Source organism: Clostridium sp. NkU-1, from assembly GCA_001312405.1.
Genome location: BBDR01000013.1, coordinates 44699 through 70908, shown reverse-complemented (window position 1 = coordinate 70908; position 26210 = coordinate 44699). Strand labels below are relative to the sequence as shown.

Here is a 26210-nt window from a genome sequence, read left to right as displayed (position 1 = left end):
TTCCATCCTCCTAACTCCATCTGCGTTTCTCTATGGACTGCACGGTCAAGAATATCAGCAGGAATATGATGCTGATATAGTAAACCAGACCGCCTGCATCAAAGATGTAATGACTGGCAAAGTTCTGGAACACGTCGGTCACCGCAATCTTTTCCAAAACATTGGTCAGAGCACGGTCAAAAAGACCCTTTTTCATAAGGTATAGCACTGCAATGCAAAGGACTCCTGCCGTTTCCAGAATCACTGCAAGAGGGCCATGGCTTGTTACACGGTAAACAACAAAAACAATCCCAGTCCAGAGAATCAAAAACCCTGCAGCAGAGCCGGCAGCCGATGTGGGCAGAAACCCTACAAGGCTGGGCCATAAAAGCAGCAAAAGGATGATCCCAAAGGTTCCTACCGCAGCAATGATCTGGCTCTCGGTTAAGGAAGAAATAAACATCCCCACGGCAATATAGACACATCCCAGCAGGAAAAAGGCCAGTATGGCAGCATAATCCGCCTTTAAATTCGCATTTCCGTTCATCTTGATGATAAGAGGACAGATTCCGGAAAGCAGCACCGGAACAGCAAAGACGGTTATCATGGAAAGATACTTTCCAATGACCATCTGGGTAACGGATACCGGAGAGGTGAGCAAAAGCTGGTCTGTCTTCGTCTTCCGGTCATCTGCAAAGCTTCTCATGGTAAGCACCGGGATACCGATCATGATAATGGTCACCATGCCGGACAAGGTATAGGAAAAATAGGGATATCCGCTCAGCATGTTATAGGCCATAAAGTAAATTCCTATGAACAGCACCATAAAGGCGATAAATACGTATCCGGTCATGGACTGAAAGTAGGCTTTCAGTTCCCTTCTGTAAATAGCTGCCATTATTCTTCATCCCCCTCTCCGTCTGCATCCTCTTCCTTAAAGTCAGCCTCTGAAGGCTCCTCTTCAAAATCATCTGTTTCAGGACCTTCTCCTGTCTCTATAACCTCTGTCTCCCCTTCTCCAGTCAGCTCAAGGAACACCTCTTCAAGAGACGCCTTTGTGGTCTGCATGGAAAGAATGGGAAGCCTCTGGCCGGCAAATGCAAAGAAAATGGTTTCCCGCATATCCTCTCCACCTTCTTCCTCTTCTGTGGAAATTCGGAAAGTGACCCTGCTTATTCCATCTTCTCCGCTCTCCTGTACCAATATATCGGCTGCCCGGGGAATGGTTTCCAGAATTTTAAGGATCTGTTCTGATCCTCCTTTCACCAAAAGCTCCATTCCGGCGGTTCCTGCCATCTGACGCTCCAGATTTTCCGGTGTATCACTGGCAATCAGCTTTCCCTTATTAATGATCATGATGTGATCGCATACTGCGCTGACCTCGGAAAGGATATGGGAGCTTAAGATAACCGTATGCTTCTGCCCCAGCTTGCGGATGGTATCCCTGATTTCGATGATCTGCTTGGGGTCCAGCCCCACGGTAGGCTCATCAAGAATAATGACCGGGGGAAACCCTAAAACAGCCTGGGCCAGACCCACACGCTGCCGGTAGCCTTTTGATAAGTTGCGTATCAAACGGCCCTTTACGTCAACCAGTCTGGCAAGCTCCATGACCTGGCAAACAGCCTCATTTCTCTCCTTTTTCGGAATTTTCTTTAATTCTGCAGCAAACAGCAGCTGCTCCTCCACAGTCATATCCACATAAAGCGGGGGAAGCTCCGGCAAATAGCCAATACACTTCTTTGCTTCCTCCCCATCTTCCAGTATATTATGGCCATTGATCAGCACATCCCCCGAACTGGCGCCGATGTACCCGGTCATAATGTTCATTGTAGTAGATTTTCCGGCTCCATTTGGCCCTAGAAAGCCATATATCTGGCCATCGTTGATGGTAAAGCTCAAATGGTCCACAGCCAGATGGCCGCCGTAATCCTTTACCAGATTCCTGACTTCAATCAACTCTCTCTCCTCCTGTTCTTTTATGCATTCTGCATCCATACATAGGGTAAAAGGGAATTGTGAAAATTGTGTGATATATTTTTGTTTATTGTGTGATAAAAGTATGAAACATTTCGACAAACTAAAAATGAGCCATGCACAGGAATGGTTTCATTCCTGCATATGGCTCAAGCTGCAAGGATCAAACACCTGGCAGCTTGCTGCGGGATGTTTGATTTATCTTATAATAAAACATATACTGCTGTAGAATTCCGGCATATCCCTGATACCGCTCCAAGGGAAAGCCCTGGGGATAGTAAAGCTCTAAAATCTGCTTTACGTGGGTATCCACAGGAAAGGCCCCCACATGGTGAAGACCGAACAGGCAGACACAATCTGCAACCTTTCTTCCGATCCCATACTGTTCCATCAGTATGCTGTGGGCCTTTTTATAATCTGCCTCCTTTAAGCGCAAAAGCCATTCCCTTCCCTCCGGCCCGCTGCAGATTTCTGCAATGGACAGGATATATTTATCCCGGTAACCAAGGCCCAGTCCGGACAGTCCCTCTAAACCTGCCGCAGAAAGGCTCTCCGGCTCCGGAAAAGCATTATAGTCTCTTTCAGTTTCTTTCCAGCTTCCGTCAGAAGACAGGATCAGGCCAAGTCCTTTCCTTTTATCACCGAACCGTTTGCACAGCTCCTTGACGCTGCCTGTAATGCGGGTAATATTATTATTCTGGGAAATCAAAAAGGTCACCAGCATTTCCCACAAGTCCTGATGAAGGATCCGGACACCCCAGCCCCATTCCATGGCTTCCTTTAGATAGGAATCCTCAGAATCCACACGTCTTTTATAGCCGCCGTAATCAGTCTGCAAGTCAAAATAACCGGCCCATGTTTCCTTAAATTCCCTTTCACCGCAAGAAAAGAGGAAACCATCTTTCTCTTTCACCGCTTCCACATATTCTCCTGCTGCCGCAATCGTCCAGACCCCGTTTTCCTTCTCCCGGCTTTCCATCCGGAAGCACTGGCCTGATCTGGCAATCTGTTCAAAATCCATATCCTTTATCTGAATCCGGTACATAATAAGCGTTTCTCCATTTCATTGCAAAACCACAAAACCTTATAATTCCAGGCTGTAACTAGTTATCATTGATATGGGTCAAAAATTCCTTCAGCCGTTTCACATCTCCGTCCTCGAAGCAGTATCCATCCATGCCGCAGGCCCTGGCCCCTTCAATGTTCATGGGCAAGTCATCAATAAAAAAGCATTCCTCCGGCTTTAATTGGAACCGCTCGAACAAATGGCTGTACATTTCCTTTTGAGGCTTCAAACACTTTACCTCAGCGGAAAATAATATCCCGTCAAAATGTTCAATTCCTGGAATGATATGATAACACGTCAGCAGACGGAGGGAAGCATTGGAACAAAGATAGATGCCATATCCTTTCTCCTTAAGCTGTCCTACCAGCTCCCCCATCTCTTTATCAGGCCACATATTATATTCATGCCAGCGCTCCAGGCAAAGAGCTGCCATTTCCTTTGCATGAGCGGTGTCAAGACGCGCCTGCATCTTTTTTTAAAGCCTCTTCCTCTGAAATCAGCCCCATATCCAGAAACAGCCACTCCTGTGACTCAAAAACAGCGATTCTTACTGCCTTCCTCTCCGCTTCATCCTCAATAAAATGCCTGCAGACAATGTCTCCATCATAATGTACCAGCACTCTTCCCATGTCAAATACTATATTTTTAATCATGATTTTTCTCCTGTAATAATTCATTTTTCTTTTTAAACCAGAAATAGTAGGGAACCTCATAAACCAGCATACAAGCCCAGCCGGCCAGGCATGCATAGGGAACGCCGTTCATTCCCATGGAAGGAACCAGCAGGACCACCAATACCACCCGGACGGAAATCTGGATCAAGGTGGAGATCAGGGTGATGGACATATTCCCCATTCCCCGGAAAAATCCCTGGAGCCCATTGGTAAAGGCCGGCAGCAGATAGAAAAAAGCCATGAGGCTTAAATATTCGGCCCCAATCCTTACCATGGCCCCATCCCCATCAGATACAAATAATCTCATCACCGGCTCTTTCACCAGCAGGATGACAATACATATGATCACCCAGTAACCTGCTTCTATGAAAAGCCCGGTCCGAAAGCCCTTTTTGACCCGTTCCCCGTTACCGGCTCCCCGGTTTTGAGCCACAAAGGTCATCATTCCGCTGGAAATGCTCTGTTCCGGCGTAAAGGCAAAATCATCCACCCGGTTCACCGCCTGAAACGCTGCAATGGTGCTGACGCCCAGAGGATTTATAACTCCCTGTATTAAAAGCTTGCCAATTGGCTGGCAGGATTGCTGCAATGCCGTGACCGCTCCATGCCTGGCCGTAAGCCTTAAAAGCTCCCGGTCCATACGGAATTCCTTTGGCTTAAGCTTAAGAAGGGGAACCTTCTTATATATGTAGGAAATGCACAGGACCGCGGAAACTGCCTCTGCAATGACCGTAGATAATGCAGCCCCGAAAACTCCCATATGAAACTCAGCCACAAATAAAAGATCCAATAATGCATTTAAAACCGAAGCCATAGCCAGGAAGTGGACCGGGGTCTTTGAATCGCCCACGCTCCGAAGAGCCGAGGCCACTCCATTGTAAAAGAATGTAAAGGGCGTTCCTATTAATATAACCCTTAAATAAACAGCTGCCTCTTCTGTGATCTCTTCCGGCACACGGAGAAGCCTTATGACCCCGCCGGAAAAAAACAGCCCTAGGCCCACAATGACCAGAGAAAAATAAAAACCAAACAAAAGGGTGGTGGCTATCTCCCGCTTTAGCTTTTCATGGCTTCCAGCACCAAAGAATTCACTCATCAGCACCGAAGCCCCAATGCATATCCCGGTAATCCCCAGGATCACAATGTTCATGACAGGGCCTGCCGCACCAACCGCTGCCAGCGCCTCCTCCCCTGCAAACCGTCCTACCACGATGGAATCCACCGCGTTATAGGTGAGCTGAAATAAATTTCCCAGAACCAGCGGAATGGAAAACCGTATCAGCCCGGAGGAAATGTTTCCTCTTGTCATATCCTTCATCATATCGCCTGTCCCTTTGACAGATCAATAGCTTCTCAGCTTGTCACTGCCATCATCCTTTGTATTTTCCAGGCGCTTCACCACTACGTAATAACCTGTTTTATCATTGATCTTTACATAAACCCGGTCGCCTACCTTATGCCCCATGATCGCCCTTCCTAAAGGGGACTCTGAGCTTATAAGGCCTTTCACGGAATTCCCGCGGACAGTTGTCACAAGCTTATAGGTCTCCTCCTCGTCATCATCCTCAAAATAAAGGTCAACCGTATTATAAAGTCCAATCTCATCGTCTTTGGATTCATCGGATATGATCTGAGCCGTTTTTATCATCTTTTCCAGATAACGGATCCTGCTTTCGTTCTGGTTCTTGTCCTTCTTTGCGGCATGGTATTCAAAGTTTTCACTTAAATCCCCATGGCTCTTGCCTCTTTTACCGCTTCCAAAGCTTCCTTCCGTACGACCAGCTTCCGGTAGTCTATTTCTTCCTGCATTTTCTTAATATCATTTTCTGTTAATTTGTCAAACACGCTATCCCTTCCTTTTTTTTGCATTCTCCTATAGGAGCTGTCATTCCTTCTTTTGGGCGATCACCTCAATGCGCCCGGAAGCAGTTCCCACATGACGGTATGATTTTATGGAAAGTCCGCATTTTTCCGCCAAAGCATCGATTCCCCTGTCCGTCAGGCAGACCTCTGCCGCCTCTCCCTTCCACATGGAAGCTCCCCTTTTTTCCAGATTTCTAATGGATTTATCCAGATCCGGCCCGTCAAACCAGAGAATCCCGTCATCTGCCAAGTACTCCGCCGCCTGGGTTAAGACCAGCTTCATATCCTGAGTGCGGGGGATCCGGTCAATGAGGACGATCCGGTATGTCTCCTTACCGCCTTCCATCTGCCTACGGCTTCTTCCAGGGATATGGCCTGAGGATGATATCCAGCCTTTCTGGCTTCTTTATATAATGGACTTTTCTCTTCTCCAATAAACAGCATGGTTTCTTCTGCCGCAAATACACCAATATCAGCCAGAAGCTGTTCACATCTTGCCTTTGTGCGGCGAGAGCCCTTCTTTCCGTTTACAAACCGGCTTTCTTCCTTTGTAAGATAATAATTACCGCACTCTCTGCACTTCATAAAGACCCGGACCGGCTCCAGCACATATTGATCCGGCTCCCCGCTTTCCATATAGAACACTGCTCCATAATGGGGGGTACCTTTCCCTGAGCAGACAGGACACCGTTCTATTTCTGCCGTCATCAGGTTCCGAAGCTCCTTTAACGTTGAAAAATACCAGCGGTACAGCCTGTTTTTAAATTCCTGATCATAAACAAACAGCCTGTTCTTTATGACTTCTGCCATCCATCTCGTTTCATGGATCACGGATTTATCTGCCTTAAATACCCTTAAATTCTCCTCCAAAGTAAAAAGCCCTGTAACAGCGTCCTCTTTCAGCCGTTCATTTTCCTCATAGGCCATAAGGTGCTCGATTCCTTCTACAACACTGCTGCATAAATTGACCATTACCAACAGCTGATTCATTCTGCCTGTTGCCATATTATTTCCCTTCTTTCAGTTGCCTGTATTGTCCATGCATACTCTTTTATATTAGCATTTTTAAGGGGTGAAAAGCAAGATGCAATCGGGAAAACCAAAAATCAGTACATGGGAACCGACTGCCATGGCTCCCGTGTACTGATTTCATTAAAATATTGAAATGGTATAAGACTTATAAAGGCAGTTTTACTTAAGTGATATTTCTGCTGAATAAATCTGTTTCTTCCAGCAGACTTTCAATGCTGTCCAGGTTTAAGCGGTGCAGCAGCTCGATCACATATGGGTTCTCAGCCGGATGCCCGTAGGTCGCCTTTTCTCCGTAATCATTGACCAGTTCTGTTCCCTTCTCCACTCCTAAAATAGATCTTGGTCCGCCCACGCAGCCGCCCACGCAGCCCATGCCTTCATAAAAGTTTGCTTCAATCTTTCCATCCATGATATCCTGGATCATCTTTCTGCAGGCAGGCACTCCATCCGCCTGTTTGGTACGGATCTCTGTTTTTTTATTGGGATTAATGGCTCTTACCGTGCTCTCTACTGCTTCGCTGACTCCGCCCTTTCTGGCGTAAATTCTTCCGGCCCTTGAGGAATGGTCCTTTTCGCTCTCCTCCATAACAGCCGGATCGATTCCCAGGGCATCAAATATATTCTTTACCTCCTGGAATGTGAGCACATAGTCAACCGCACCAGCCAGATCCTTTTCCCGGGCTTCCGCCTTTTTGGCAAGACATGGCCCGATGAACACGGTCAAAGCATCGGATGGAGCGCTTTTACCACTCTTGCGCAGGCAACCATAGGTGATACTGAGCCAGGCACATGAGGAACCAGCTGGTGATAGACCTTACGGATCATGCCGATCCACATGGGACAGCAGCAGCTTGTCAGCTGGTAATCGTTAATATCATTAATATTTTTATCAAATTCAAGGGCTTCTTTTAATGTAAGGATGTCCGCAAACAAGGCAACCTCCAGCATTCCGTCAAACCCTACGGCTTTTAATGCCGTCCTTAGCTTTCCGGGAGTAACCTCTTTTGAAAACTGGCCTAAAAATGCGGGAGCTATCATTGCGTATACCAGTCCCTTGGAGCTTCTGACCGCTTTTAAAGCCGGGATAATATCCGTACTGGCTGTCAGCTTTTCCGGTGCGCAGCCTTCAATGCAATTTTCACAGCCCAGGCACAGCTCCGGATCCACGGTAACCCCATCCTTTCCGATTCCCAGGGCGCCGAAAGGACAGCGCTTTAAGCATTCCTCCCGTTCCTCTTTGGAACAGTTGCAGGTTCCGGTGCGGATCACTACCGGGTGCTTCTTCGGATTCAAAAGACAGTCCAGATGATGAGGATCATATGAGGTTTCTAAGTCCTTCTCAGGATCCGAATCATTATTCAATACGGACTTTACCATACTTTCATACAACTGCTTAAATGTCTGCATAATATACCTCCCGCAAGTATGTTTTGATTTACTTTGTAGTGCTGTGATTCTTTCAATTCAGGTGATTATATTACAGCTATTATTATAATACTTTTTCTTCTTCCTTACCATACCATTCATGGGGAAGGTGATAATTTCAGGAAAATTATGGATGGATCAAAAAATCATTGTTTTATATCCATTTTCTATTTTCTCATAAATTCCTTTTTTATATGCAAATGCTCTATTTTATCCGTACATGTTCCGTTTTCAAAATCAAGCTCTATGATATATGGCATCCAATCCAGAATGCACAGGAAAGAATCACAGTTAAAGCCTGAATCATAATGATTTGAAATACTGCTGAGTGCTGTTCCATGGGTGCCGATGACAACATTCCTGCCGTCATTCTTTTGAAGTATCTTCTTTAATGCTGTCACATTCCTGTCCTGCACCATGCTATGGATTCTCCGCCCTCCTCATGAAAGCCATGGTCTTCCCAACGCCTCCGAAACATTCCATGATATTATGGAGTCAGCCTGTTAATATCTCTTGGAAACAGAGATCAAAGTTTAATGTTTCCCTTTCCCCCATAGGTAAAAAAAATAGAACCACACGAGCAAATAAATTTACCAATGGGGTCCCTAAAATATTCTATCCACACAGAGCTTATTTTGTCAAATAAAATACTCAATGGTATCCGCCGGTTTCTTCTGTGTCACTCTATTAAAAATGATAACAGCTTCTCTTGTTTCCCTGGGTCCAAGGGCATAAGTGCCTTTTCCTGTGTCATTAAACATTTCCCATGGTACGCACCGGTTCCTTTGGTAAGGCATATCCGTGATCAGCTCCAATCCTTTTTGCTTAAAAGGTTTCTTTCTGAAATAAGGATCAAACAAATAAACGTTCTGGTCATCGGCTCCTGTCAGCAATACATAGTGCCAGCAGCCATACATCACCCTCGCCACCACAACTCCGCCCTGCTGCAGGCCATACATGACCTTGCTGTTTTCCCCCATAAACACTTCGTCTCCAGTCAGATATTCGCTTTGAACCGGAAACTTTTTCATTTTGCCGAACTGGTTGATCCAGTTGCTAAAAAAACATCATCGCCATACGGGAGGTTCCGTTTTTCCCAAACTCCCCCTTCGCATTATAGGAATCGAGACAAAAAAAGCATAATATGTTTGATGATATCCGGCGGAATTTCTTCTCTGGTGAAGAGATAGCTCATTGCATTAAGTAATGTGGTCGGGCCGCAGTCGTATTCCGTGACCTGATAGTTTAGTGGGTTTTTCATATTATATTCACTTCCTTGTCCTTAAGCATGCCATCCGCATTTCTTTCTTATAAACATTATTTGTATCATTTAAAAATGATGTTGTCAATATATTTTAAACCGCAGTATTACCTTGCCTCTGTCGTCTGCACCTTACTTCATACTTGCGATGTCACAGGAGAAACATTATAATGACAGAAAATTTGCGCCAAGATGCCTGTCCTTTTATTCTTCCAGCACAGTCATGATTCTATTCTGGCAGATAATATGATAATTGGCTCATTTATAATACTGTCTTACTAAATTTACCCGTTATAACATAAGCATAATGACATGATATTAATTAATAAGGAAAGGAAACGTTATGGTAGTAAAAGGCTTTTTAAAAATGTTTGAAGGGGGTTAAACAGCTTTTTGAAAAAAATCATATTCCAGTTGCTCGTTTTTACAGCCATCTAGACCACAATGAAAGGCCGGAAACGAAAAAAGATTCCACGAGAGGAATTCTCCGGAATCTTTTTGTATCCTGCGATTTGCTGGCAATCCTTAAGTCTTTAATAACTTTTATGAAAGTTTAAATAAAGGGTTCATTTTTAACCAATATCCGCCACCACTTTACATCGTAGTCCGGTAGCAACCGGATCATCAAACCAAAGAGTATAGACCTGTAAAACAACTGAATCTAATAATTGATTAAGACCACTAAGATTTTCAATAACGAAAATTCCATTCTTCTCCAGCATTCTGTCAGCAGGCTCATGCTCGTCTCCACGGCGTATCCCCGAACAGTCAATTCCCAAAAAACGAATTGGCTGATTCGAAAGCCACTGGATCAACTCCTTAGATAACTGCGGATGTTCCCTAAAATAATCAGGTGTACCATACTTTTCTTTCTCACTTCGGCCCGTGCGTATTAGAAGAAATGCATGTTCCGGTATATTTAAATTTTTAATATCGGAAAGGGAAATTTCACGGTTTTCTGCAATATCTGATACATCCCAAAGAATGCCTGGGCAGGTCATATAATCCAGTGGAACAGCACTTTTCTCATAGGTGTCTAAATGTGTACCCACATGTCCAGTGGCTAAATGGCGGTTTTCCTGTGTGGAGAGCCACTGATCCATGAAACGCTGGTCCACTTGTGTTGTTAAGTCATATTTCATTATGATTCCTCCTGTATTTTCGCTTGCAGGTAGTTATTAAACTTTTGCAGAAAGTCAAGGATTACCTCTTGTTCCTTCATTGGAACAGAATATAAAAAGGCAATATCCCGTTCTTCCCATTTTATATGAGCAACCTCATGTTCCTTATACAAGACCTCTCCTTTAGAGGTCAACCGATAGTAAATTTCTTTTTTTATTATCAGGCAGAGCATAACGTTCTATAAGACCGTCCTGCAGCAGTCGTTTAGCCAGTCTCGTAACTGCCCCCCGGGTCATAGAGAGAATTGCAGCGAGTTGCACTCCATTTGGGTGATCAAGCTTTCCGATCGCTTCAATACAATGTAATTCTGAATTGCTATATCGTGAATTTAAACCACTATTTATAAGATTGCTAAGCATGTCCTGATTGTTATAAAGCTGCGTAAACTGTTGAAGTATTTTCCGCTCCATTTAATATCTCCTTATTGTTTCCTGGTAAGCAATAATATAATAGCATGGTTAAATATTGTTGTCAAGTCAACAAAAAACAAAATAAAAAATGAGCTGAATTTTGATTACGCTTTCATTTTATCATCGTAATCTTAAATCCAGCCCATTGGTTCCTTAAATCCCCATCTCTTCCTTTACGCATTTAAAGCATTCTACTGCAAAATCCAAATCCTCCCTGGTATGGGCGGCGGATATCTGGGTACGGATTCTGGCCTTTCCTTTTGGCACCACCGGATAGCAGAAGCCAATGACGTATACGCCACGTTCCAGCATCCTTGCTGCAAATTCCACAGCCGTCTTTGCATCATACAGCATAATCGCCACGATCGGATGATCACTCTCTATAATATCAAATCCCACCGCTTTTATCTTTTCCCTGAAATAACGGGTATTTTCATGGACGCGGTCCCTGTATTCCGTGCTCCTCTCCAGAATTTCCAAGGTCTTTATGGCCCCGCCGGCGATTGCAGGAGCTACGGTATTGGAAAACAGATACGGTCTGCTCTTCTGGCGGAGCAAATCCACGATTTCCTGCCTGGCGCTGGTATATCCGCCGCTGGCTCCACCCAGGGCCTTGCCCAGTGTACCGGTAATGATATCCACCCGGCCCATGACGCCGCAGTGTTCAGGTGTGCCCTTGCCAAGCCTCCCCATAAATCCTACCGCATGGCTGTCATCCACCATCACCAACGCGTCGTACTTATCAGCCAGATTGCAGACTGCTTCTAAATCAGCCACAATGCCGTCCATGGAAAATACACCGTCCGTGGCAATCAGACGTATCCTGGCATCCTGGGAATCCTTTAAGCACTGTTCTAACTCTTCCATATTATTATTGGCATAACGATAGCGCTTTGCCTTGCATAAACGCACGCCATCGATGATGCTGGCATGATTTAATGCATCGCTGATCACTGCATCTTCTTCCGTCAGCAGTGTCTCAAACAGGCCTCCGTTGGCATCAAAGCAGGAGGAATACAAAATCGTATCATCCATGCCCAGAAAGGATGAGATTTTTGCTTCCAGTTCCTTGTGTATCCCCTGGGTTCCGCAGATGAAACGTACGGAAGACAAGCCGTATCCCCATGTATCATAAGTAGCTTTGGCAGCTTCTATGATCTCCTGGTTGTCAGAAAGCCCAAGATAATTGTTGGCACACATATTGATGACATTTTCTGTCTTCGTAGTATTGATTCTGCTCCTCTGGGGAGTTGTGATTATGCGCTCCTCCTTGTATGTTCCGTCTCCTTTGGCCTGCTCCACCGCTTCTTTAAAATAGTTTAATGCTTTTTTTCATCATATTACCTCTCTCCTATGTTTTATTATCTATGTCAAGCTGAATAATTTTATCCTTGTCAATTTGTTCTGCCCTTCCTCTTTCAGACCTGTGTCCAGTCCAGAACTACCTTTCCGCACTGCCCGCTGTTCATTACGTCAAAGCCCTTCTGGAACTCCCGGAAATCGAATTTGTGCGTGATAATCTTCTCTATCTCAAGACCGCTGTTTAGCATTGCCATCATCTTATACCAGGTCTCAAACATTTCTCTTCCATAAATTCCCTTTAGCTGCAGACAGTTCGTCACGATCTTATTCCATGGCACCACGGTATCGCTTCCCTGAAGTCCCAGAACCGCAATCTTGCCGCCATTGTACATATGGTCAATCATGGAAGTAAACGCCTTACCGTTGCCGGACATCTCAAGTCCGATATCAAAGCCCTCCTCGATATGCAGCTCCCGCATCTTATCATCTAAGCTTTCCCTGGCTACATTGACAGTATGGGCATCGCAGATTTCCCGGACCAGGTTCAGCCGGTAATCATTGACATCCGTGATTACCACATGTTTAGCTCCCACGTGGCGGCAAATCGCCGCAGCCATGATGCCGATAGGACCGGCTCCTGTGATCAGCACATCCTCTCCCACCATATCAAAGGACAAAGCTGTATGCACCGCATTGCCCAGCGGATCAAAGGATGAGCATAATTCCTCGGGAATTCCCGGCTCACAGATGATGACATTGGTCTGAGGAATCACCAGATACTGTGCAAATGCTCCGTCACGGTTTACCCCTACGCCGACGGTTTTTTTACAGAGATGGCGCTTTCCTGCTTTACAGTTACGGCAGTGCCCACATACGATATGCCCCTCTCCCGATACGATATCGCCGATTTTAAATTCCTTCACCAGGCTGCCCATCTCCACGATTTCACCTACAAATTCGTGTCCAATGGTCATGGGCGGTTTTATAGTTTCCTGAGACCACTTATCCCAGTTGTGGATATGTAAATCCGTACCGCAGATTGATGTGTAGTGAATCTTGATCTTCACATCATTTTCCCCTGTCACAGGAATGGGGACCTCTCTGAGCGCCAGGCCACTGGCCGCCTGTTCTTTTACAATTGCATACATCATTCTTTCTTTCATTGTAAACCTCCACCTTTCTTATCATTTTATTATATGTCTTTGTGAGACGAAAAATGTCTTTTCTGTGCAGACACTTTTCCTTTTAATGTCTCCCCCTCAGGGACATAATAGCATGAATGATGGTAGATTGCAATCCTTTTTCTTATGATTTTCGTTAGGAAATTTGCCTGCAGGACCTCGTCCATGCCAAGTAAACTAAAGAAGATGATATGTATATATCTTTATTTTCTGCTATCCTGTTCACGGTATTCGCTGCATAATTACGCACTCTCTGCGGCGCTAACTTATTGCAGCCGTTCCTGTTGCAATACTTCATAAGTGCCAACATTCTACCCTTAGACATAAAAATAGTACGGCACTTTCCTCAGTAGAAAATGCCGTACTCTAATTTGTAAACTTTTGAATTGTATAGATTTATAACATAGTTAAACAAACTTGTGCAGAGTGTCAAATTAAGCGTATTATCAATATCGTAATGTTACTTACTTCTTTTCGGTGACAAAGTTAATTCATACCCGATAGCGTTCACATATTTAATTAAATTTTTAAGGCTTGGACTTATATCATTATCCTTTTCAATACGGCTTATTGCCTGTTGTGTTAAACCTGTACGCTCACATAATTCTTTCTGTGTTATATCCTGCTCCTTCCTTGCATTTGCTAACTCACGTCTTAAATTGCATTCTGCCTCAAATTGTTCGTATGTTTCTTTTGCTTTGGGATTATTTTCTAATATTTCTTTGATTTCTGTCGCTTCATCGATTAATATAACCTTTGTCGTGTTTACCATTGGCATTTACGTTCACATCCTTTTTTTCTTTTTCCTCAAATAATTATGTCTAATTCAATCTATCTTTGCAGGTGGATTTTACTGCCGCTCAAACAGTAAAACCTTCCTCCTTCGCTCTCTGCAATGCTTTTTCTAATTCAAACTTTTCTGCTTTTCCCTTTTGTTTTCGGCAAGCATGTATAAAATAGATATTATCTTTATCAGCCAGAATATACATGATTCTATTCTTTGAAAATTTAATTTCACATAACTTTCCCCTTAATTGTCTGGTATTAAGTTCATTTAATGCATCAGTTCCATATAAAACCAATTTATGCCTTATACCATAACCTTGAACCCTTTCATCTTCTGGCAAGCTACTTAAATATTCTTTTATTAAATTCTTTCCGCTTGCTGTGCAATAATCAAAAATTTGCAATTTTTATTTACCTCTCTTTAGTATGTTTATACTTTACATCATATTTGATGTATTTTCAAGTATTAATGTTATTTTTTTAATATCGCATTGGATCCAAATAAAAAACTATCATATCGCACACTAAGGAATTATTATAATTTCTTACGGTCTTTTCTTTTAGGTTGTCATCATACCCCTGCTACCCTGCCCTCTATTCTTCGAATGTATAAATCTCATATTTGTTCTTGCGTATAAAATACCGATATCTTATAGAATCATATTTCACACCTACCTGAAAATAAAGAAAACCCCGAAAGTATAAGCACTTTCGGAGTCTTCGCTGTTTTAAATAATTTGCATTTATTATCGCTTTGAGAACTGTGGAGCACGACGAGCTGCTTTTAAGCCGTACTTCTTTCTTTCTTTCATTCTTGGATCTCTTGTTAAGAAGCCTGCCTTCTTAAGAATCGGACGATACTCTGTATCTGCCTGAAGTAAAGCTCTTGAGATACCGTGTCTGATTGCACCAGCCTGTCCAGTGAATCCGCCGCCGTGAACGTTTACAAGAATGTCAAACTTATCAACTGTCTCTGTAGCAACTAACGGCTGACGAACAACAAGCTTTAATGTTTCAAGACCTAAATACTGGTCAATATCTCTCTTATTGATGGTGATCTTACCTGTACCTGGTACTAAATATACTCTAGCGATAGATTTTTTTTCTTCTACCTGTTCCGTAAAATTTTGCATTAGCCATGATAACTTCCTCCTTTCAGCGCCTCTGATTAAAATTTGAACTCTAAAACTTCTGGTTTCTGAGCAGCATTGTTATGTTCTGCACCTGCGTATACGTGAAGTTTTGTTATCATGCTTCTACCTAAAGGTCCCTTTGGAAGCATACCTTTAACAGCCAGTTCAATTACTTTTTCAGGCTTCTTAGCATCATTTCTCTTAAAGTTGTTTCTCTCATACCACCCACATATTCAGAGTGGTTGTAGTAGATCTTCTGATCTAATTTCTTACCGGTTACGGTAATCTTATCTGCGTTTACAACGATCACATAATCGCCGCAATCCATATGCGGTGTGTAGATCGGTTTATTTTTACCTCTTAATACTTTAGCTACTTCTGAAGCCAAACGTCCTAATGTATATCCTGTAGCATCAACTACGTACCATTTTCTTTCAATTGTTGCTGGACTAGCCATAAAAGTCTTCATTGGACAACCTCCTGTAAATTATGGTGTTTTTAAGCATAACTATATTACAAAATGCTCACTCCGGGGCTTTGGCTGAACATTTTCGTCTAACGTCACAGTTATACATTATATTACATTCAGCCGGATGTGTCAACCTCTTTTCCCATAAAATCAAGGTTTTTCGGCTTATTTTTGCGTCACGTACCACTCCTGGTTCTCAGGATCAGCCTGAAAAGTATAAAATCCATAGGGCTTTCCCAAAATGATCCTTCCATCCTTTTCCTCGTCCTGTACAAATATGGTTTTAGCGCCGTTTTGCACCGCCTGATGGACCACACGGATTAAAAGCCTTTCAAAATCCTCTTCCCTGCACCGGTGAATATGAAGCCAGGCCTTTCCTTCCGAAACAATCTTATCCTGGAAAAGAGTATAGCTCCATTCCTTATTCTCTCCCTGGATCTTTTTCTTAAGTTCCTTTTCATAATCAAGGCTTACCAGAGTAAGCCCCTTTGCCGCAGCCTTTGGCCCGGCCACCATCCGGTCCCTGGCATCGAGGATCTCTTCCACATGGGCTGGCGGATACACTCCCATGCCGACCTTCATCAGGGTCCCGGCAATGATCCTCACCATGTTGTATAGAAAACCGCTTCCCTTGATGCGGATTGTGATGAGATCCCCGGTCTTTTCAATGTCCAGGCTATAAATGGTACGTACGGTTTCTTCCGCCTGTCCACGGGCCGTACAGAAGCTTTTAAAATCATGTTCTCCCACCAGGTAAGCCCCGCCTTCCCGCATCCGCTCCACATCCAGGGGAAAATAACAGAAATAGCTGTAAAGCCTCATGGTAGGCACTTCAATTTTCCGGTTCATGATTTTATATTCATAGGTTTTAACGCAGTTCTGCTTTCTCGGATGATAATCCGGCGCTACCTCCTCAGACTGCAGGATCCGGATATCATCCGGCAGCCTCTGGTTTAAGGCAAAGCATATTTTATCGGCAGGCATCCGGTTTTCCGTATCAAAGACTGCTACATTTCCCTCAGAGTGAACCCCAGAATCGGTTCTGCTTGCCCCGATTACGGTTATAGGCTCCTTTAAAAGAGAGGTCAGCCCCTTATTAAGGACCTCCTCAATGGTGATTCCATTATTCTGGATCTGCCAGCCGCAGTAATTGGTACCGTCATAGGCCACAATCATTTTAACCCGTTTCATACATCCTCCTATTTTATGGGAACCTTATCCCATGATCCGAAGTCCTGCGATAGCAGCCAGATATACCAGAAACACCAGATAGGCGATCCCGTCCTGTTTTCCGTACCGGAGAGGCTTCATTTTAGTCCTTCCCTCTCCTCCCCGGTAGCATCTGGCCTCCATGGCCATTGCCAGATCCGTGGCGCGGCGGAATGCGGAAATAAATAAGGGAACCAGAAGAGGTATCATATTTTTTGCCTTCTGAATCAGATTCCCTGTTTCAAAATCAGCGCCCCTTGCCATCTGAGCCTTCATGATCTTATCGGTTTCTTCCACAAGGATGGGAATAAATCTTAAGGCAATGGACATCATCATGGATACTTCATGGACCGGAACTCCCACTTTCTTTAAAAATCCCAGGCTCTTTTCCAGGCCGTCGGTCAGCTGGTTTGGTGTGGTGGTAAGGGTCATGATGGAAGAACCCACCACCAGGTAAATGAGCCGGACTCCCATGAAGAGTGCCGTTTTCACACCTTCCCTTGTCATTTTTAAGAATCCCAACTGAAAGATGGGCTCTCCCGGAGTCAGAAACAGATTAAAGCTGACGCTGATGAGCAGCAGAAACACAATTGCCTTTAACCCCCGTACCATGAACCGAAAGGAACCTGACTGAAACGGATCGCTGTGATAAGAAAAAAAGTGGCGATCAAATACGCCCATATATCATTTGCAATAAAAAGGGATATGATAAAAACCATAGTCCCAAACAGCTTTGTCCGTGGATCCAGCCTGTGCAGCTTTGAGTCCACCGGATAATACTGTCCTAAAGTAATATCTTTAAGCATAATATCTCCCGATCTATTTTCCAAGAAGCCGTAAAATCTCGTCTCTGGCTTCTTCTACGGTTGTAATGTTATCATCAACAGGGACTCCGTGATCCCGCAGTGAATGGACCACATAGGTGATCTGAGGCGCTGCAAGACCAATGGCTTCCAGTTCCTTATAATGCTTGAACACTTCCTTGGGAGTATCATCAAACACCTTTTCCCCATGATTCATAACCAGAATCCGATCCACATACCGGGCAATATCCTCCATGCTGTGGGAAACCAGAATTATGGTCATATTCCTTTCCTTGTGGAGCCGCTCAATCTGGTCCAGAATCTCGTCCCTTCCCCTTGGGTCCAGGCCGGCAGTAGGCTCGTCCAGTATGAGTACCTCCGGCTTCATAGCCAGAACTCCTGCAATGGCGACCCGCCTTTTCTGTCCTCCGGAAAGCTCAAAGGGCGAACGGGCATAAAAGCTTTCATCAAGCCCTACCATAGTGAGTGCTTCCCTTGCCCGTTTCTCGGCATCCTTTCTGGAAAGTCCCTGATTCTTTGGCCCAAAGCAAACATCCGTAAATACATTGATCTCAAAAAGCTGGTGTTCCGGATACTGGAATACAAGTCCTACTTTGCTTCTTAAAGCCCGCAAATTGTATCCTTCCTCATAAATGTTTCTTCCATTATAATAGATGGCGCCGTCAGTGGCTTTCATCAATCCGTTTAAATGCTGGATCAGGGTAGATTTTCCGGAGCCAGTGTGCCCGATAAGGCCAACAAATTCCCCATCCTTTATTTCCAGATTCACGTCCTTTAACGCACGCTGCTCAAAGGCTGTTCCAAGCCCGTAAACATAATTCAAATGCTCTGCTTTAATTGCCATCTTTTACTCCATTCTCCAGGGTCACCTTTCCGGGGAAGCGCTCTGCGAACTTTGGCAGAAGATTTTCCATCAGTTCTTCCAGTGTCAGTATCCCATCCGGTAAGTCCACACCATTCTTCTGAAGCTCATAGGAAAGCTCTGTTACCTGGGGAACATCCAGACGGTAGGATTTAAGCTCCTCAACCCTTGAAAAAATTTCCTTTGGAGTTCCGTCCATGACCACCTTACCGTTGTCCATGACAATGACCCGGTCTGCGTCTGTGACCTCCTCCATATAGTGGGTGATCAGCAGGACCGTGATTCCTTCCTTCCTGTTTAATTCCCTGACCGTTTTCACAACTTCCTTTCGTCCGTTAGGATCCAGCATGGCTGTAGGCTCGTCTAAAACAATGCACTGAGGCCGCATTGCCATAACACCGGCAATGGCAACCCTTTGCTTCTGGCCTCCGGAAAGCTTATTGGGGGACTTTAAACGAAATGCAGCCATTCCAACACTCTCCAGGCTGTCATTCACCCGCTTCCATATCTCTTCCGTAGGAACACCCAGATTCTCAGGCCCAAATCCTACGTCTTCCTCCACAATATTTCCGATGATCTGATTGTCCGGATTCTGGAATACCATTCCGGTCTTTTTCCGGACCTCCCACAAATTCTCTTCCACGGAGGTATCCATTCCCTGAATCCACACAGTTCCATCCGTTGGAAGCAGAATCGCATCCAGCTGCTTTGCAAAGGTAGACTTGCCGGAACCGTTGTGTCCAAGAATGGCTACAAACTGCCCTGCCTTAATATCCAGGCTGACGCCGTCAATGGCACGTTTAATCTCTTCAATATTTTCTTCCTCATCTCTTCTGATATAATCATATATCAGCTTTGAAGTTTTTATTATTCCCATAGCAGACCTTTCTCTGATAAATTCAAACAATCATATGCCACATAATTTTAGATGAATATTTCACAACAGTCAAGCATCGGCGCGAATCTTTTGCAAATTCATATTGATAACAAGACAATATAATGAAGGTTTTGGTGGATTACTGCCGAAGGAAGAGGAATAAAACAGGTAAAAAAAACAGCACAGATGCAGCCATCTGTGCCATTTTTATTACGGAACCCAGAGCCCGGAAGCGTCAATGTGGTAAACACCATCAACCTTCGTATTCACTGCCAGGCTGCCGTCACTATAGAGATAATACCATTTTCCAGGCTGAGGCTGGATCCAGCCGATAGCCATGTCACCGTCAACATTTAAATAATACCACTTTCCGTTTATCTGCTGCCAGCCGATCATCATCTGGGCGTTTGCTCCCATATAATACCATTTGTCACCTATAAACTGCCAGCCAACAACTGCGTAGCCTTCCTTATTAAAATAGTACCATTTTCCGCTGATCATCTTCCATTGGCTGACAACGTAATTGCCGTCCTCGCCCCTGTACTTTTTCCCGTTCTGATACTCAGCCAGGTTCCTGAAGTATCTCCCAGCTCCTGAACCACAGAATCATCAGAGGTGGTCACTTCTCCTTCTTTTAAATAATCTTCCTCAGAAGAATCCTTTAGGATTGCCTTTACGGTATAGTAGTATTTATAGCCACCCTCCATATACTGCAAAAGGTCCACAGAAGTAGACGAAGTGGTCAGGCTCTTGATCCAGATGCCGCCTTCCTTATAAAGAACCACCTGATACCTGGATGCAAAAGGAACCTTTTTCCAGGAAGCCTTCGTCTTTGCGCTGTCACTCCAGCCTGCCCTTTCCGGGCTTTCCAGCATTGCTACCGGAACGTAGGAGACCTTTATTTCGGTTTCCCCATCCTCTGCCTTTACAGAAACCAGGTTTCCACCATAAATAGTGCAATCAGATCTAGTAAACGTACCGTCCACTGTTATGGTGCCGGTGATCTTCTTACCGGGAACCCAATCATCTACATCCGCCTTGCTCCATTTCGGTTTTACCTCGGAATAGTTGACAGTTACATCCGGGACCTGTATTCCTGCTGTCCAACTGATCCTGCTCCCATGATCAAGGCGTATCTTCAAGCTTCCGGAAGCCGGTACAGTCATCCCTGTTCCAAGAACCATGAAAGCGCATAAAAGCACCAGCCACTTCCCTTTCCCCTGCATCCATTTCATTGATATCTACTTCCTTTCCTCCTATTACTTGCGCCAGATACCGTTGCCATCTACCGGGAAACCACTGATTGTGGTATTGACAGCTTTTGAGCCCTCTCCTGGATAGAAGTAGTACCAGTTTCCGTCTACCTGCCTCCAGCCTTCCTGCATGGCTCCGGTGGAATCCGTATAATACCATTTGTTATTGTAATTGATCCAGCCAATGAGCATGGCTCCCTCTACTCCGCTTGTAGTAGATGGATTTAAATAATACCATTTGTTATTAGAAACAATCCAGCCGGTCGTCATTGCACCATCGTTATTTAAGTAATACCATACATTATTTCTCTGCTGCCAGCCAGTGACCATAGCGCCGTTGGCATCAAATAAATACCACTTATTATTGATCTTAGCCCAGTTGTTCTTCTGATAGGTTCCATCAGGATAGCGGTAATACCAGACGTTTCCGGTCTTGATCCAGCCAACCTGCCCGTTTGCTGCAGCATTGTCATCCTGGCCGCTTCCATCAGATACCTTTTCCTGAGGTACATATACTTCGTTAGATTCTGTCCAGTCACTGTTCTTTCCATACTTCTGCTCGCTTTCCGTATATGATACAGTACGGACTTTAAAGCTATAGGTACCCGCTTTCGTCATATAAGGATAGAAATTGTAGCTGGTGGCCTTAAGCTTCTCCACCTTCTTCACCACACTGCTTCCACGGTACAAATAAACATCATAGGCGCCTGAACTATTATCTACAGAACTCCACTTGGCATTGCCGTATCCGGACTCCCTCCAAAAAGCATCCTCCGGTGAATCATAAGTGCCCTTTATTGGCTTAAAAGTAAATGTAACATATAGAGTATCTGATCCTGAACGGCTGGCAGAAACATAGGTTCCTCCCTTAATGGATACGTTACTGGACTGATAGCCGCCCTTAAAAGCATATTCATCGGAGTTTGTGGCTCTTAAAGTTACCTTCATCTTTGGTTCGGAACCAACCTTCATTTCCTTGGTATCAGATGTGACCCAGTCCAAATCCGTCACTTCGTATCTGTCGTTATTGGTATAAACGTAATTTCCAGTTCCTTTATTCGTCTCAAAACTACTCTCCGCTGGCAGAGTCTCTCCTGAGTCAATCTCCTCCAGTCCTGCGTAAATGGTCACTGATGGTATGGTCTTTACAGCAGCCAGGGATTCAAATGGGATACTAAGTCCCAGCAGGCTCACCATAGAAGCCAAAGCAACCAACCGTTTAAAATGTCTCATAAAAAAACCTCCCACTATAAATTAACGTAATTTGACAAAACAGTCATCTACTTCTACTACTGACATTATATCCCTAAAAGCAATTATCCGTCAACTTACGATATTCTTTCTTTATTCTTGCATTTCTGTTTGGATTAGAAGAAAAACAAAAAAATCCCGATATTGGCTGTGTTCCAATACTGGGATGGGGCGCAATGCAAGCTCACGGGCATTCGCCCTATGAAGAAAGGTCCGATAAGATTTTCTTATGTGCAAGCACAACGAAAATTTTATCGGACCTTTCTTCAGCACTGCTCATTGCTTACGTGCAGATTATACCAGTTCGAGAACCACTGCCATAGCTCCGTCACCTTACGCTGGCCGATCTTAACGATACGTGTGTAACCACCGTTGCGGGATACGTACTTTGGTGCAACTTCCTCAAACAGTTTTTTTGGCAGATCAACAGATTTTGTATTTTTCTTTCTTCCTGCAGCCTGTGCCGGAACTTCTGTTACATCATAAAGAACCTTTAACATCTGTCTTCTTGCGTGAAGTCTGGAAGGAAGGTCTTTCTTGATCTCTTTCTCTACTTCATCGTATACGGTAACTTTCTTGCCGTTAACAACTTCTTTTACTCTCTTGCCGTCTTTATCTTTACGTGCAACCTTTGCAGTAACTTTAACAGTCTCAAAGTTGTCTTTCTCTTTTACTGCTAAAGCAATGAGGCCTTCAGCCACCTTGCGGATTTCTTTTGCTCTTGCCTCAGTTGTCACGATTTTGCCATTATATAATAATGCAGTTACCTGGCTTCTGATTAATGCTTTTCTCTGGCTGGAAGTTCTTCCCAGCTTTCTATATCCTGCCATTTTAATATTCCTCCATTTGTGGAACACAGGTACACGCTTCTTCGGACTTACTGTACCGGTGCTTAATCTCCATAAATCAGCTACTTCAAGCGGTCCAGTTATACACTGGCATCATCGCTTGGGTTAAGCTGCAAGCCTAACTCTTTTAATTTGGCCAGCACTTCTTCTAAAGACTTGCGGCCCAGGTTACGAACCTTCATCATGTCTTCGGAGGTACGGTTGCACAGTTCTTCCACTGTATTGATACCGGCTCTCTTCAGGCAGTTGTATGAACGGACGGAAAGCTCCAGTTCATCAATGTTCATCTCCAGAACCTTTTCCTTTTCATTATCCTCTTTTTCCACCATGACTTCTGCAGTCTTGGCGTTCTCGGATAAATCAATAAACAGGTTCAAGTGCTCGCTGAGCACCTTTGCGGCAAGGCTGACCGCTTCATCCGGTGCCGAAGTACCGTTTGTAAATACATCTAATGTCAGCTTATCATAATCGGTAACCTGACCTACTCGGGTGTTTTCTACCGTCATATTGACGCGCTCGACTGGTGTATAGATAGAATCAACGGCAATCACGCCAATCGGTAAATCTTCACTCTTATTCTTGTCTGCGCTTACATAGCCGCGGCCTTTGGTGATAGTAAGTTCCATATAGAATTTGCTGTCAGTGCCGCCGCTGAGTGTTGCAATGATCTGCTCCGGATTCATAACCTCAATATCCGGATCCGCCTGAATGTCCGCAGCCGTTATTACGCCTTCGCCTTCAAACTCAATGTATGCAACCTTTGCTTCGTTGGTATCGCTGTTATTTTTAATAGATAAGCTCTTGATGTTCATGATGATCTCAGTAACATCTTCCTTAACACCTGGAATAGAACTGAATTCATGCAAAACGCCGTCGATTTTTACCTGACTGACTGCAGCGCCCGGTAAGGAAGAAAGCATGATTCTTCTTAAGGAATTTCCTAAAGTCGTGCCATAACCTCTTTCAAGCGGTTCAACTACAAACTTGCCATATTTCTTGTCTTCTGAGATTTCAGCAATCTCAATGTTTGGTTTTTCAAAATCGAACACTAATAGCCCCTCCTTTTGGGTATTTTGTATCGAGGGTCTTATACTCAAACCTTGCCCAGGGGGAACCCCTGGGCGAAAGCCGGCTTCAATCAACAGACTTTCAATTATTTGGAGTACAACTCGACGATAAGCATTTCATTCACCGGAACATCAATCTCATCTCTTGTTGGTAACTCTTTTACAGTACCACGTAAATTCTCATGGTCAACATCAAGCCATGCCGGAACCATACGTCCTGCGGTTGCTTCCTGAACACTTTTGAATCTTGAATTGGCTTTGCACTTTTCTTTTACTTCGACTACATCTCCAGCCTTAATTAAATAGGAAGGAATGTTTACGCATTTGCCGTTTACAAGAATGCTCTTGTGGTCAACCATCTGTCTGGTCTCTCTTCTTGTTCTTCCGAATCCCATACGGAATACTACATTGTCGAGTCTTCTCTCCAGAAGGATCATCAGGTTTTCACCCACAAGACCATTCATTCTGGAAGCTTGGCATAGTAGTTACGGAAAGGTTTCTCAAGAACTCCGTAGATGAATTTGGCTTTCTGCTTTTCTCTAAGCTGAATGCCGTACTCACTCATCTTTCTGTTAGCTCTTTTTAATTCTCTGTTTGATTTTTTTATCTATTCCTAAATAGATTGGATCAAGACCAAGGGATCTACATCTTTTAAGAACAGGAACTCTATCAACTGCCACTGTAATTACCTCCTAATTAGACTCTTCTACGTTTTGGTGGACGACAACCGTTATGTGGAACCGGGGTTACATCCTTAATGCTGGTTACCTCTAATCCGCATGCCTGAAGTGCACGAATAGCTGCTTCACGGCCTGAACCAGGACCTTTAACCATAACGTCTACTGATTTTAAACCATGTATAAGAGCTGCCTTAGTTGCAGTTTCTGCCGCCATCTGAGCTGCATATGGAGTAGATTTCCTTGAACCTCTAAAGCCAAGACCACCAGCACTTGCCCAGGATAATGCATTACCCTGTGTATCTGTTAATGTCACGATCGTGTTATTAAAAGATGACTGGATATGTGCTTGTCCGCGTTCAACGTTTTTCTTTACGCGCTTTTTTGTCACTTTTTTAGTAGTGGACACTTTTTTAGCCATTTTAAACTAACCTACTTCTTTTTACTTGCATCTGAATCCTGTTATTCCTGTTTTTAAAACATGTAACGTGATTCGCTGTTATTGGGTGTGGATATTCTTATCCCTGCTTATTTCTTCTTGTTTGCTACAGTCTTTCTAGGACTTACGAGTTCTTGCGTTGGTCTTTGTCTTCTGACCACGAACTGGCAGACTCTTTCTATGACGGATTCCACGGTAGCATCCGATTTCCTGAAGTCTCTTGATGTTCATAGCGATTTCTCTACGTAAATCACCTTCAACGATCTGAGATTCAGTAATTACTGTTGAAATTCTCTTTACTTCGTCGTCTGTTAAGTCCTTAACACGAGTATCAGGACTAACGCCAGCCTCTGTCAGAATGCGGTTTGAACTTGTTCTGCCGATACCGTAGATATAGGTCAAGCCGATCTCAACACGTTTTTCTCTTGGTAAATCAACACCTGAAATACGAGCCATTTGTGTATTACACCTCCATTATTTTTTTTAACCTTGTCTCTGCTTATGCTTAGGATTTTCACAGATTACTCTGATACTGCCTTTTCTCTTGATGATTTTGCACTTTTCGCAAATTGGTTTGACTGATGATCTAACCTTCACAGCAATTCTCCTTTCCGTTATGCGCCCTTTCCCATTGAGCATTTACCGTCTGTGTTTCAGACGTTTACGCACAAAAGCGCTCCCACACCCGTCCGGCTCTTTTACGAGCCTGGTGGCGATGGAGCTCTTTTTGGAAAGAGCCTTCTGAGTATACCCGCAGTGTGTTTTATCTTAAAACCAGTGCTGCCCGTAAGGGCATAATACACCCAGTATTTCAACAAAGTCGCTATAGCATTATAACACTGTTTATTTTAAAATGCAAGCACTTTTTCCTATATAATTATTAACCTTTACCCTGCGTGTCGCGCCTGAGAAACAGGCAGTGTTTTATAAAACAGCGCCTTATTTGTCTCTCCAGATAATTCTTCCCTTGCTTAAATCATAAGGGGACATCTCAATGGTCACTTTATCTCCCGGTAAAATACGAATGTAGTTCATGCGAAGTTTTCCGCTGATGTGAGCAAGTACCTGATGGCCATTCTCCAGTTCTACCTGGAACATGGCGTTGGGAAGCTTCTCCACAACGGTTCCTTCAATTTCAATAACATCTGCTTTTGACATAAAGC

25 protein-coding genes and 9 pseudogenes are annotated in these 26210 nt (G+C 44.1%); all 34 read right to left on the bottom strand.

Annotation, left to right across the window (positions count from 1 at the left end; translation table 11 throughout):
* Window positions 1–10 precede the first annotated feature (10 nt).
* The gene (locus JCM10519_RS17960; protein ID WP_054740852.1) at window positions 11–877 is read right to left on the bottom strand and encodes an ABC transporter permease; all 867 of its coding nucleotides are present in this window, start codon (window positions 875–877) and stop codon (window positions 11–13) included.
* A complete protein-coding gene (locus tag JCM10519_RS17955) occupies window positions 877–1938 on the bottom strand; it encodes an ATP-binding cassette domain-containing protein (protein WP_054740850.1) in 1062 nt (353 codons plus the stop codon). Before JCM10519_RS17955 ends, JCM10519_RS17960 begins: the two co-directional genes overlap by 1 nt.
* A 181-nt stretch (window positions 1939–2119) precedes the next feature.
* On the bottom strand, window positions 2120–3001 hold the full coding sequence (locus tag JCM10519_RS17950) for a DNA glycosylase (RefSeq protein ID WP_054740849.1): 882 nt from the start codon (window positions 2999–3001) through the stop codon (window positions 2120–2122).
* A gap of 58 nt (window positions 3002–3059) precedes the next feature.
* Window positions 3060–3491 carry an HAD-IA family hydrolase gene (locus tag JCM10519_RS17945; protein WP_347844648.1) on the bottom strand — a complete coding sequence of 144 codons (432 nt, stop codon included), beginning with the start codon at window positions 3489–3491 and terminating at the stop codon, window positions 3060–3062.
* On the bottom strand, window positions 3475–3675 hold the full coding sequence (locus tag JCM10519_RS31455; protein ID WP_347844647.1) for a hypothetical protein: 201 nt from the start codon (window positions 3673–3675) through the stop codon (window positions 3475–3477). Before JCM10519_RS31455 ends, JCM10519_RS17945 begins: the two co-directional genes overlap by 17 nt.
* Window positions 3668–5017 (bottom strand): MATE family efflux transporter, encoded by a 1350-nt coding sequence (locus JCM10519_RS17940; RefSeq protein ID WP_054740846.1) that lies wholly within the window; start codon window positions 5015–5017, stop codon window positions 3668–3670. The genes JCM10519_RS31455 and JCM10519_RS17940 overlap by 8 nt, the downstream gene beginning before the upstream one ends.
* 21 nt (window positions 5018–5038) lie before the next feature.
* Window positions 5039–5541: pseudogene (gene greA, locus JCM10519_RS17935) on the bottom strand (transcription elongation factor GreA).
* 40 nt (window positions 5542–5581) lie between these two features.
* The gene (locus JCM10519_RS17930; RefSeq protein WP_347844646.1) at window positions 5582–5905 is read right to left on the bottom strand and encodes a hypothetical protein; all 324 of its coding nucleotides are present in this window, start codon (window positions 5903–5905) and stop codon (window positions 5582–5584) included.
* Entirely contained in the window at window positions 5839–6564 is a 726-nt protein-coding gene (locus tag JCM10519_RS17925; protein WP_054740842.1) for a hypothetical protein, read from the bottom strand. Before JCM10519_RS17925 ends, JCM10519_RS17930 begins: the two co-directional genes overlap by 67 nt.
* 190 nt (window positions 6565–6754) lie before the next feature.
* Window positions 6755–7629 (bottom strand): annotated as a pseudogene (locus JCM10519_RS17920) ([Fe-Fe] hydrogenase large subunit C-terminal domain-containing protein).
* 554 nt (window positions 7630–8183) lie between these two features.
* Window positions 8184–8435: a hypothetical protein gene (locus JCM10519_RS17915; RefSeq protein ID WP_054740840.1), complete on the bottom strand. Its 252-nt coding sequence runs from the start codon at window positions 8433–8435 to the stop codon at window positions 8184–8186.
* 219 nt (window positions 8436–8654) lie between these two features.
* On the bottom strand, window positions 8655–9047 hold the full coding sequence (locus JCM10519_RS31450; RefSeq protein ID WP_347844645.1) for a hypothetical protein: 393 nt from the start codon (window positions 9045–9047) through the stop codon (window positions 8655–8657).
* A gap of 802 nt (window positions 9048–9849) precedes the next feature.
* Window positions 9850–10419, bottom strand: a complete 570-nt coding sequence (locus JCM10519_RS17900) for a cyclase family protein (protein WP_054740837.1) — start codon at window positions 10417–10419, stop codon at window positions 9850–9852.
* Window positions 10420–10581: 162 nt separating this feature from the next.
* A complete protein-coding gene (locus tag JCM10519_RS31445; RefSeq protein WP_347844644.1) occupies window positions 10582–10869 on the bottom strand; it encodes a MarR family transcriptional regulator in 288 nt (95 codons plus the stop codon).
* Between the two features lie 153 nt (window positions 10870–11022).
* Window positions 11023–12192 (bottom strand): annotated as a pseudogene (locus JCM10519_RS17890) (glycine C-acetyltransferase); the annotation flags it as partial.
* Between the two features lie 95 nt (window positions 12193–12287).
* Complete coding sequence (tdh, locus tag JCM10519_RS17885) at window positions 12288–13319, bottom strand: L-threonine 3-dehydrogenase (protein ID WP_054740955.1); 1032 nt, start codon at window positions 13317–13319, stop codon at window positions 12288–12290.
* Between the two features lie 493 nt (window positions 13320–13812).
* Window positions 13813–14130, bottom strand: coding sequence for a helix-turn-helix domain-containing protein (locus JCM10519_RS17880; RefSeq protein WP_054740833.1), 318 nt, complete (start codon window positions 14128–14130; stop codon window positions 13813–13815).
* 82 nt (window positions 14131–14212) lie between these two features.
* On the bottom strand, window positions 14213–14542 hold the full coding sequence (locus JCM10519_RS17875; RefSeq protein WP_054740831.1) for a type II toxin-antitoxin system RelE/ParE family toxin: 330 nt from the start codon (window positions 14540–14542) through the stop codon (window positions 14213–14215).
* A gap of 342 nt (window positions 14543–14884) precedes the next feature.
* Window positions 14885–15278 (bottom strand): annotated as a pseudogene (rpsI, locus tag JCM10519_RS17870) (30S ribosomal protein S9).
* A gap of 28 nt (window positions 15279–15306) precedes the next feature.
* Window positions 15307–15740, bottom strand: a pseudogene (gene rplM, locus JCM10519_RS17865) (50S ribosomal protein L13).
* Window positions 15741–15905: 165 nt separating this feature from the next.
* Window positions 15906–16931, bottom strand: coding sequence for a tRNA pseudouridine(38-40) synthase TruA (gene truA / locus JCM10519_RS17860; RefSeq protein WP_054740825.1), 1026 nt, complete (start codon window positions 16929–16931; stop codon window positions 15906–15908).
* Between the two features lie 24 nt (window positions 16932–16955).
* A pseudogene (locus JCM10519_RS17855) lies at window positions 16956–17755 on the bottom strand (energy-coupling factor transporter transmembrane component T).
* Window positions 17756–17768: 13 nt separating this feature from the next.
* Window positions 17769–18617: an energy-coupling factor transporter ATPase gene (locus JCM10519_RS17850; RefSeq protein WP_054740823.1), complete on the bottom strand. Its 849-nt coding sequence runs from the start codon at window positions 18615–18617 to the stop codon at window positions 17769–17771.
* On the bottom strand, window positions 18607–19512 hold the full coding sequence (locus JCM10519_RS17845) for an energy-coupling factor transporter ATPase (protein ID WP_054740821.1): 906 nt from the start codon (window positions 19510–19512) through the stop codon (window positions 18607–18609). The genes JCM10519_RS17850 and JCM10519_RS17845 overlap by 11 nt, the downstream gene beginning before the upstream one ends.
* Window positions 19513–19722: 210 nt before the next feature.
* Window positions 19723–20013: a hypothetical protein gene (locus JCM10519_RS31440; RefSeq protein ID WP_347844643.1), complete on the bottom strand. Its 291-nt coding sequence runs from the start codon at window positions 20011–20013 to the stop codon at window positions 19723–19725.
* Window positions 20010–20747 (bottom strand): hypothetical protein, encoded by a 738-nt coding sequence (locus JCM10519_RS17840; protein ID WP_347844642.1) that lies wholly within the window; start codon window positions 20745–20747, stop codon window positions 20010–20012. The genes JCM10519_RS31440 and JCM10519_RS17840 overlap by 4 nt, the downstream gene beginning before the upstream one ends.
* 24 nt (window positions 20748–20771) lie before the next feature.
* The gene (locus tag JCM10519_RS17835) at window positions 20772–21998 is read right to left on the bottom strand and encodes a cell wall-binding protein (protein ID WP_054740819.1); all 1227 of its coding nucleotides are present in this window, start codon (window positions 21996–21998) and stop codon (window positions 20772–20774) included.
* Between the two features lie 312 nt (window positions 21999–22310).
* Window positions 22311–22846 (bottom strand): annotated as a pseudogene (locus JCM10519_RS17830) (L17 family ribosomal protein).
* A 98-nt stretch (window positions 22847–22944) separates the two neighbouring features.
* Window positions 22945–23913: a DNA-directed RNA polymerase subunit alpha gene (locus tag JCM10519_RS17825; RefSeq protein WP_054740818.1), complete on the bottom strand. Its 969-nt coding sequence runs from the start codon at window positions 23911–23913 to the stop codon at window positions 22945–22947.
* 104 nt (window positions 23914–24017) lie between these two features.
* A pseudogene (rpsD, locus tag JCM10519_RS17820) lies at window positions 24018–24611 on the bottom strand (30S ribosomal protein S4).
* A gap of 16 nt (window positions 24612–24627) precedes the next feature.
* Window positions 24628–25029, bottom strand: a complete 402-nt coding sequence (gene rpsK / locus JCM10519_RS17815) for a 30S ribosomal protein S11 (protein ID WP_024834894.1) — start codon at window positions 25027–25029, stop codon at window positions 24628–24630.
* A 107-nt stretch (window positions 25030–25136) separates the two neighbouring features.
* Window positions 25137–25503, bottom strand: a pseudogene (gene rpsM / locus JCM10519_RS17810) (30S ribosomal protein S13).
* A gap of 27 nt (window positions 25504–25530) precedes the next feature.
* Window positions 25531–25644, bottom strand: coding sequence for a 50S ribosomal protein L36 (gene rpmJ, locus JCM10519_RS31435; RefSeq protein ID WP_003497809.1), 114 nt, complete (start codon window positions 25642–25644; stop codon window positions 25531–25533).
* A gap of 342 nt (window positions 25645–25986) precedes the next feature.
* Window positions 25987–26205 (bottom strand): translation initiation factor IF-1, encoded by a 219-nt coding sequence (gene infA / locus JCM10519_RS17805; RefSeq protein WP_013274317.1) that lies wholly within the window; start codon window positions 26203–26205, stop codon window positions 25987–25989.
* Window positions 26206–26210 lie beyond the last annotated feature (5 nt).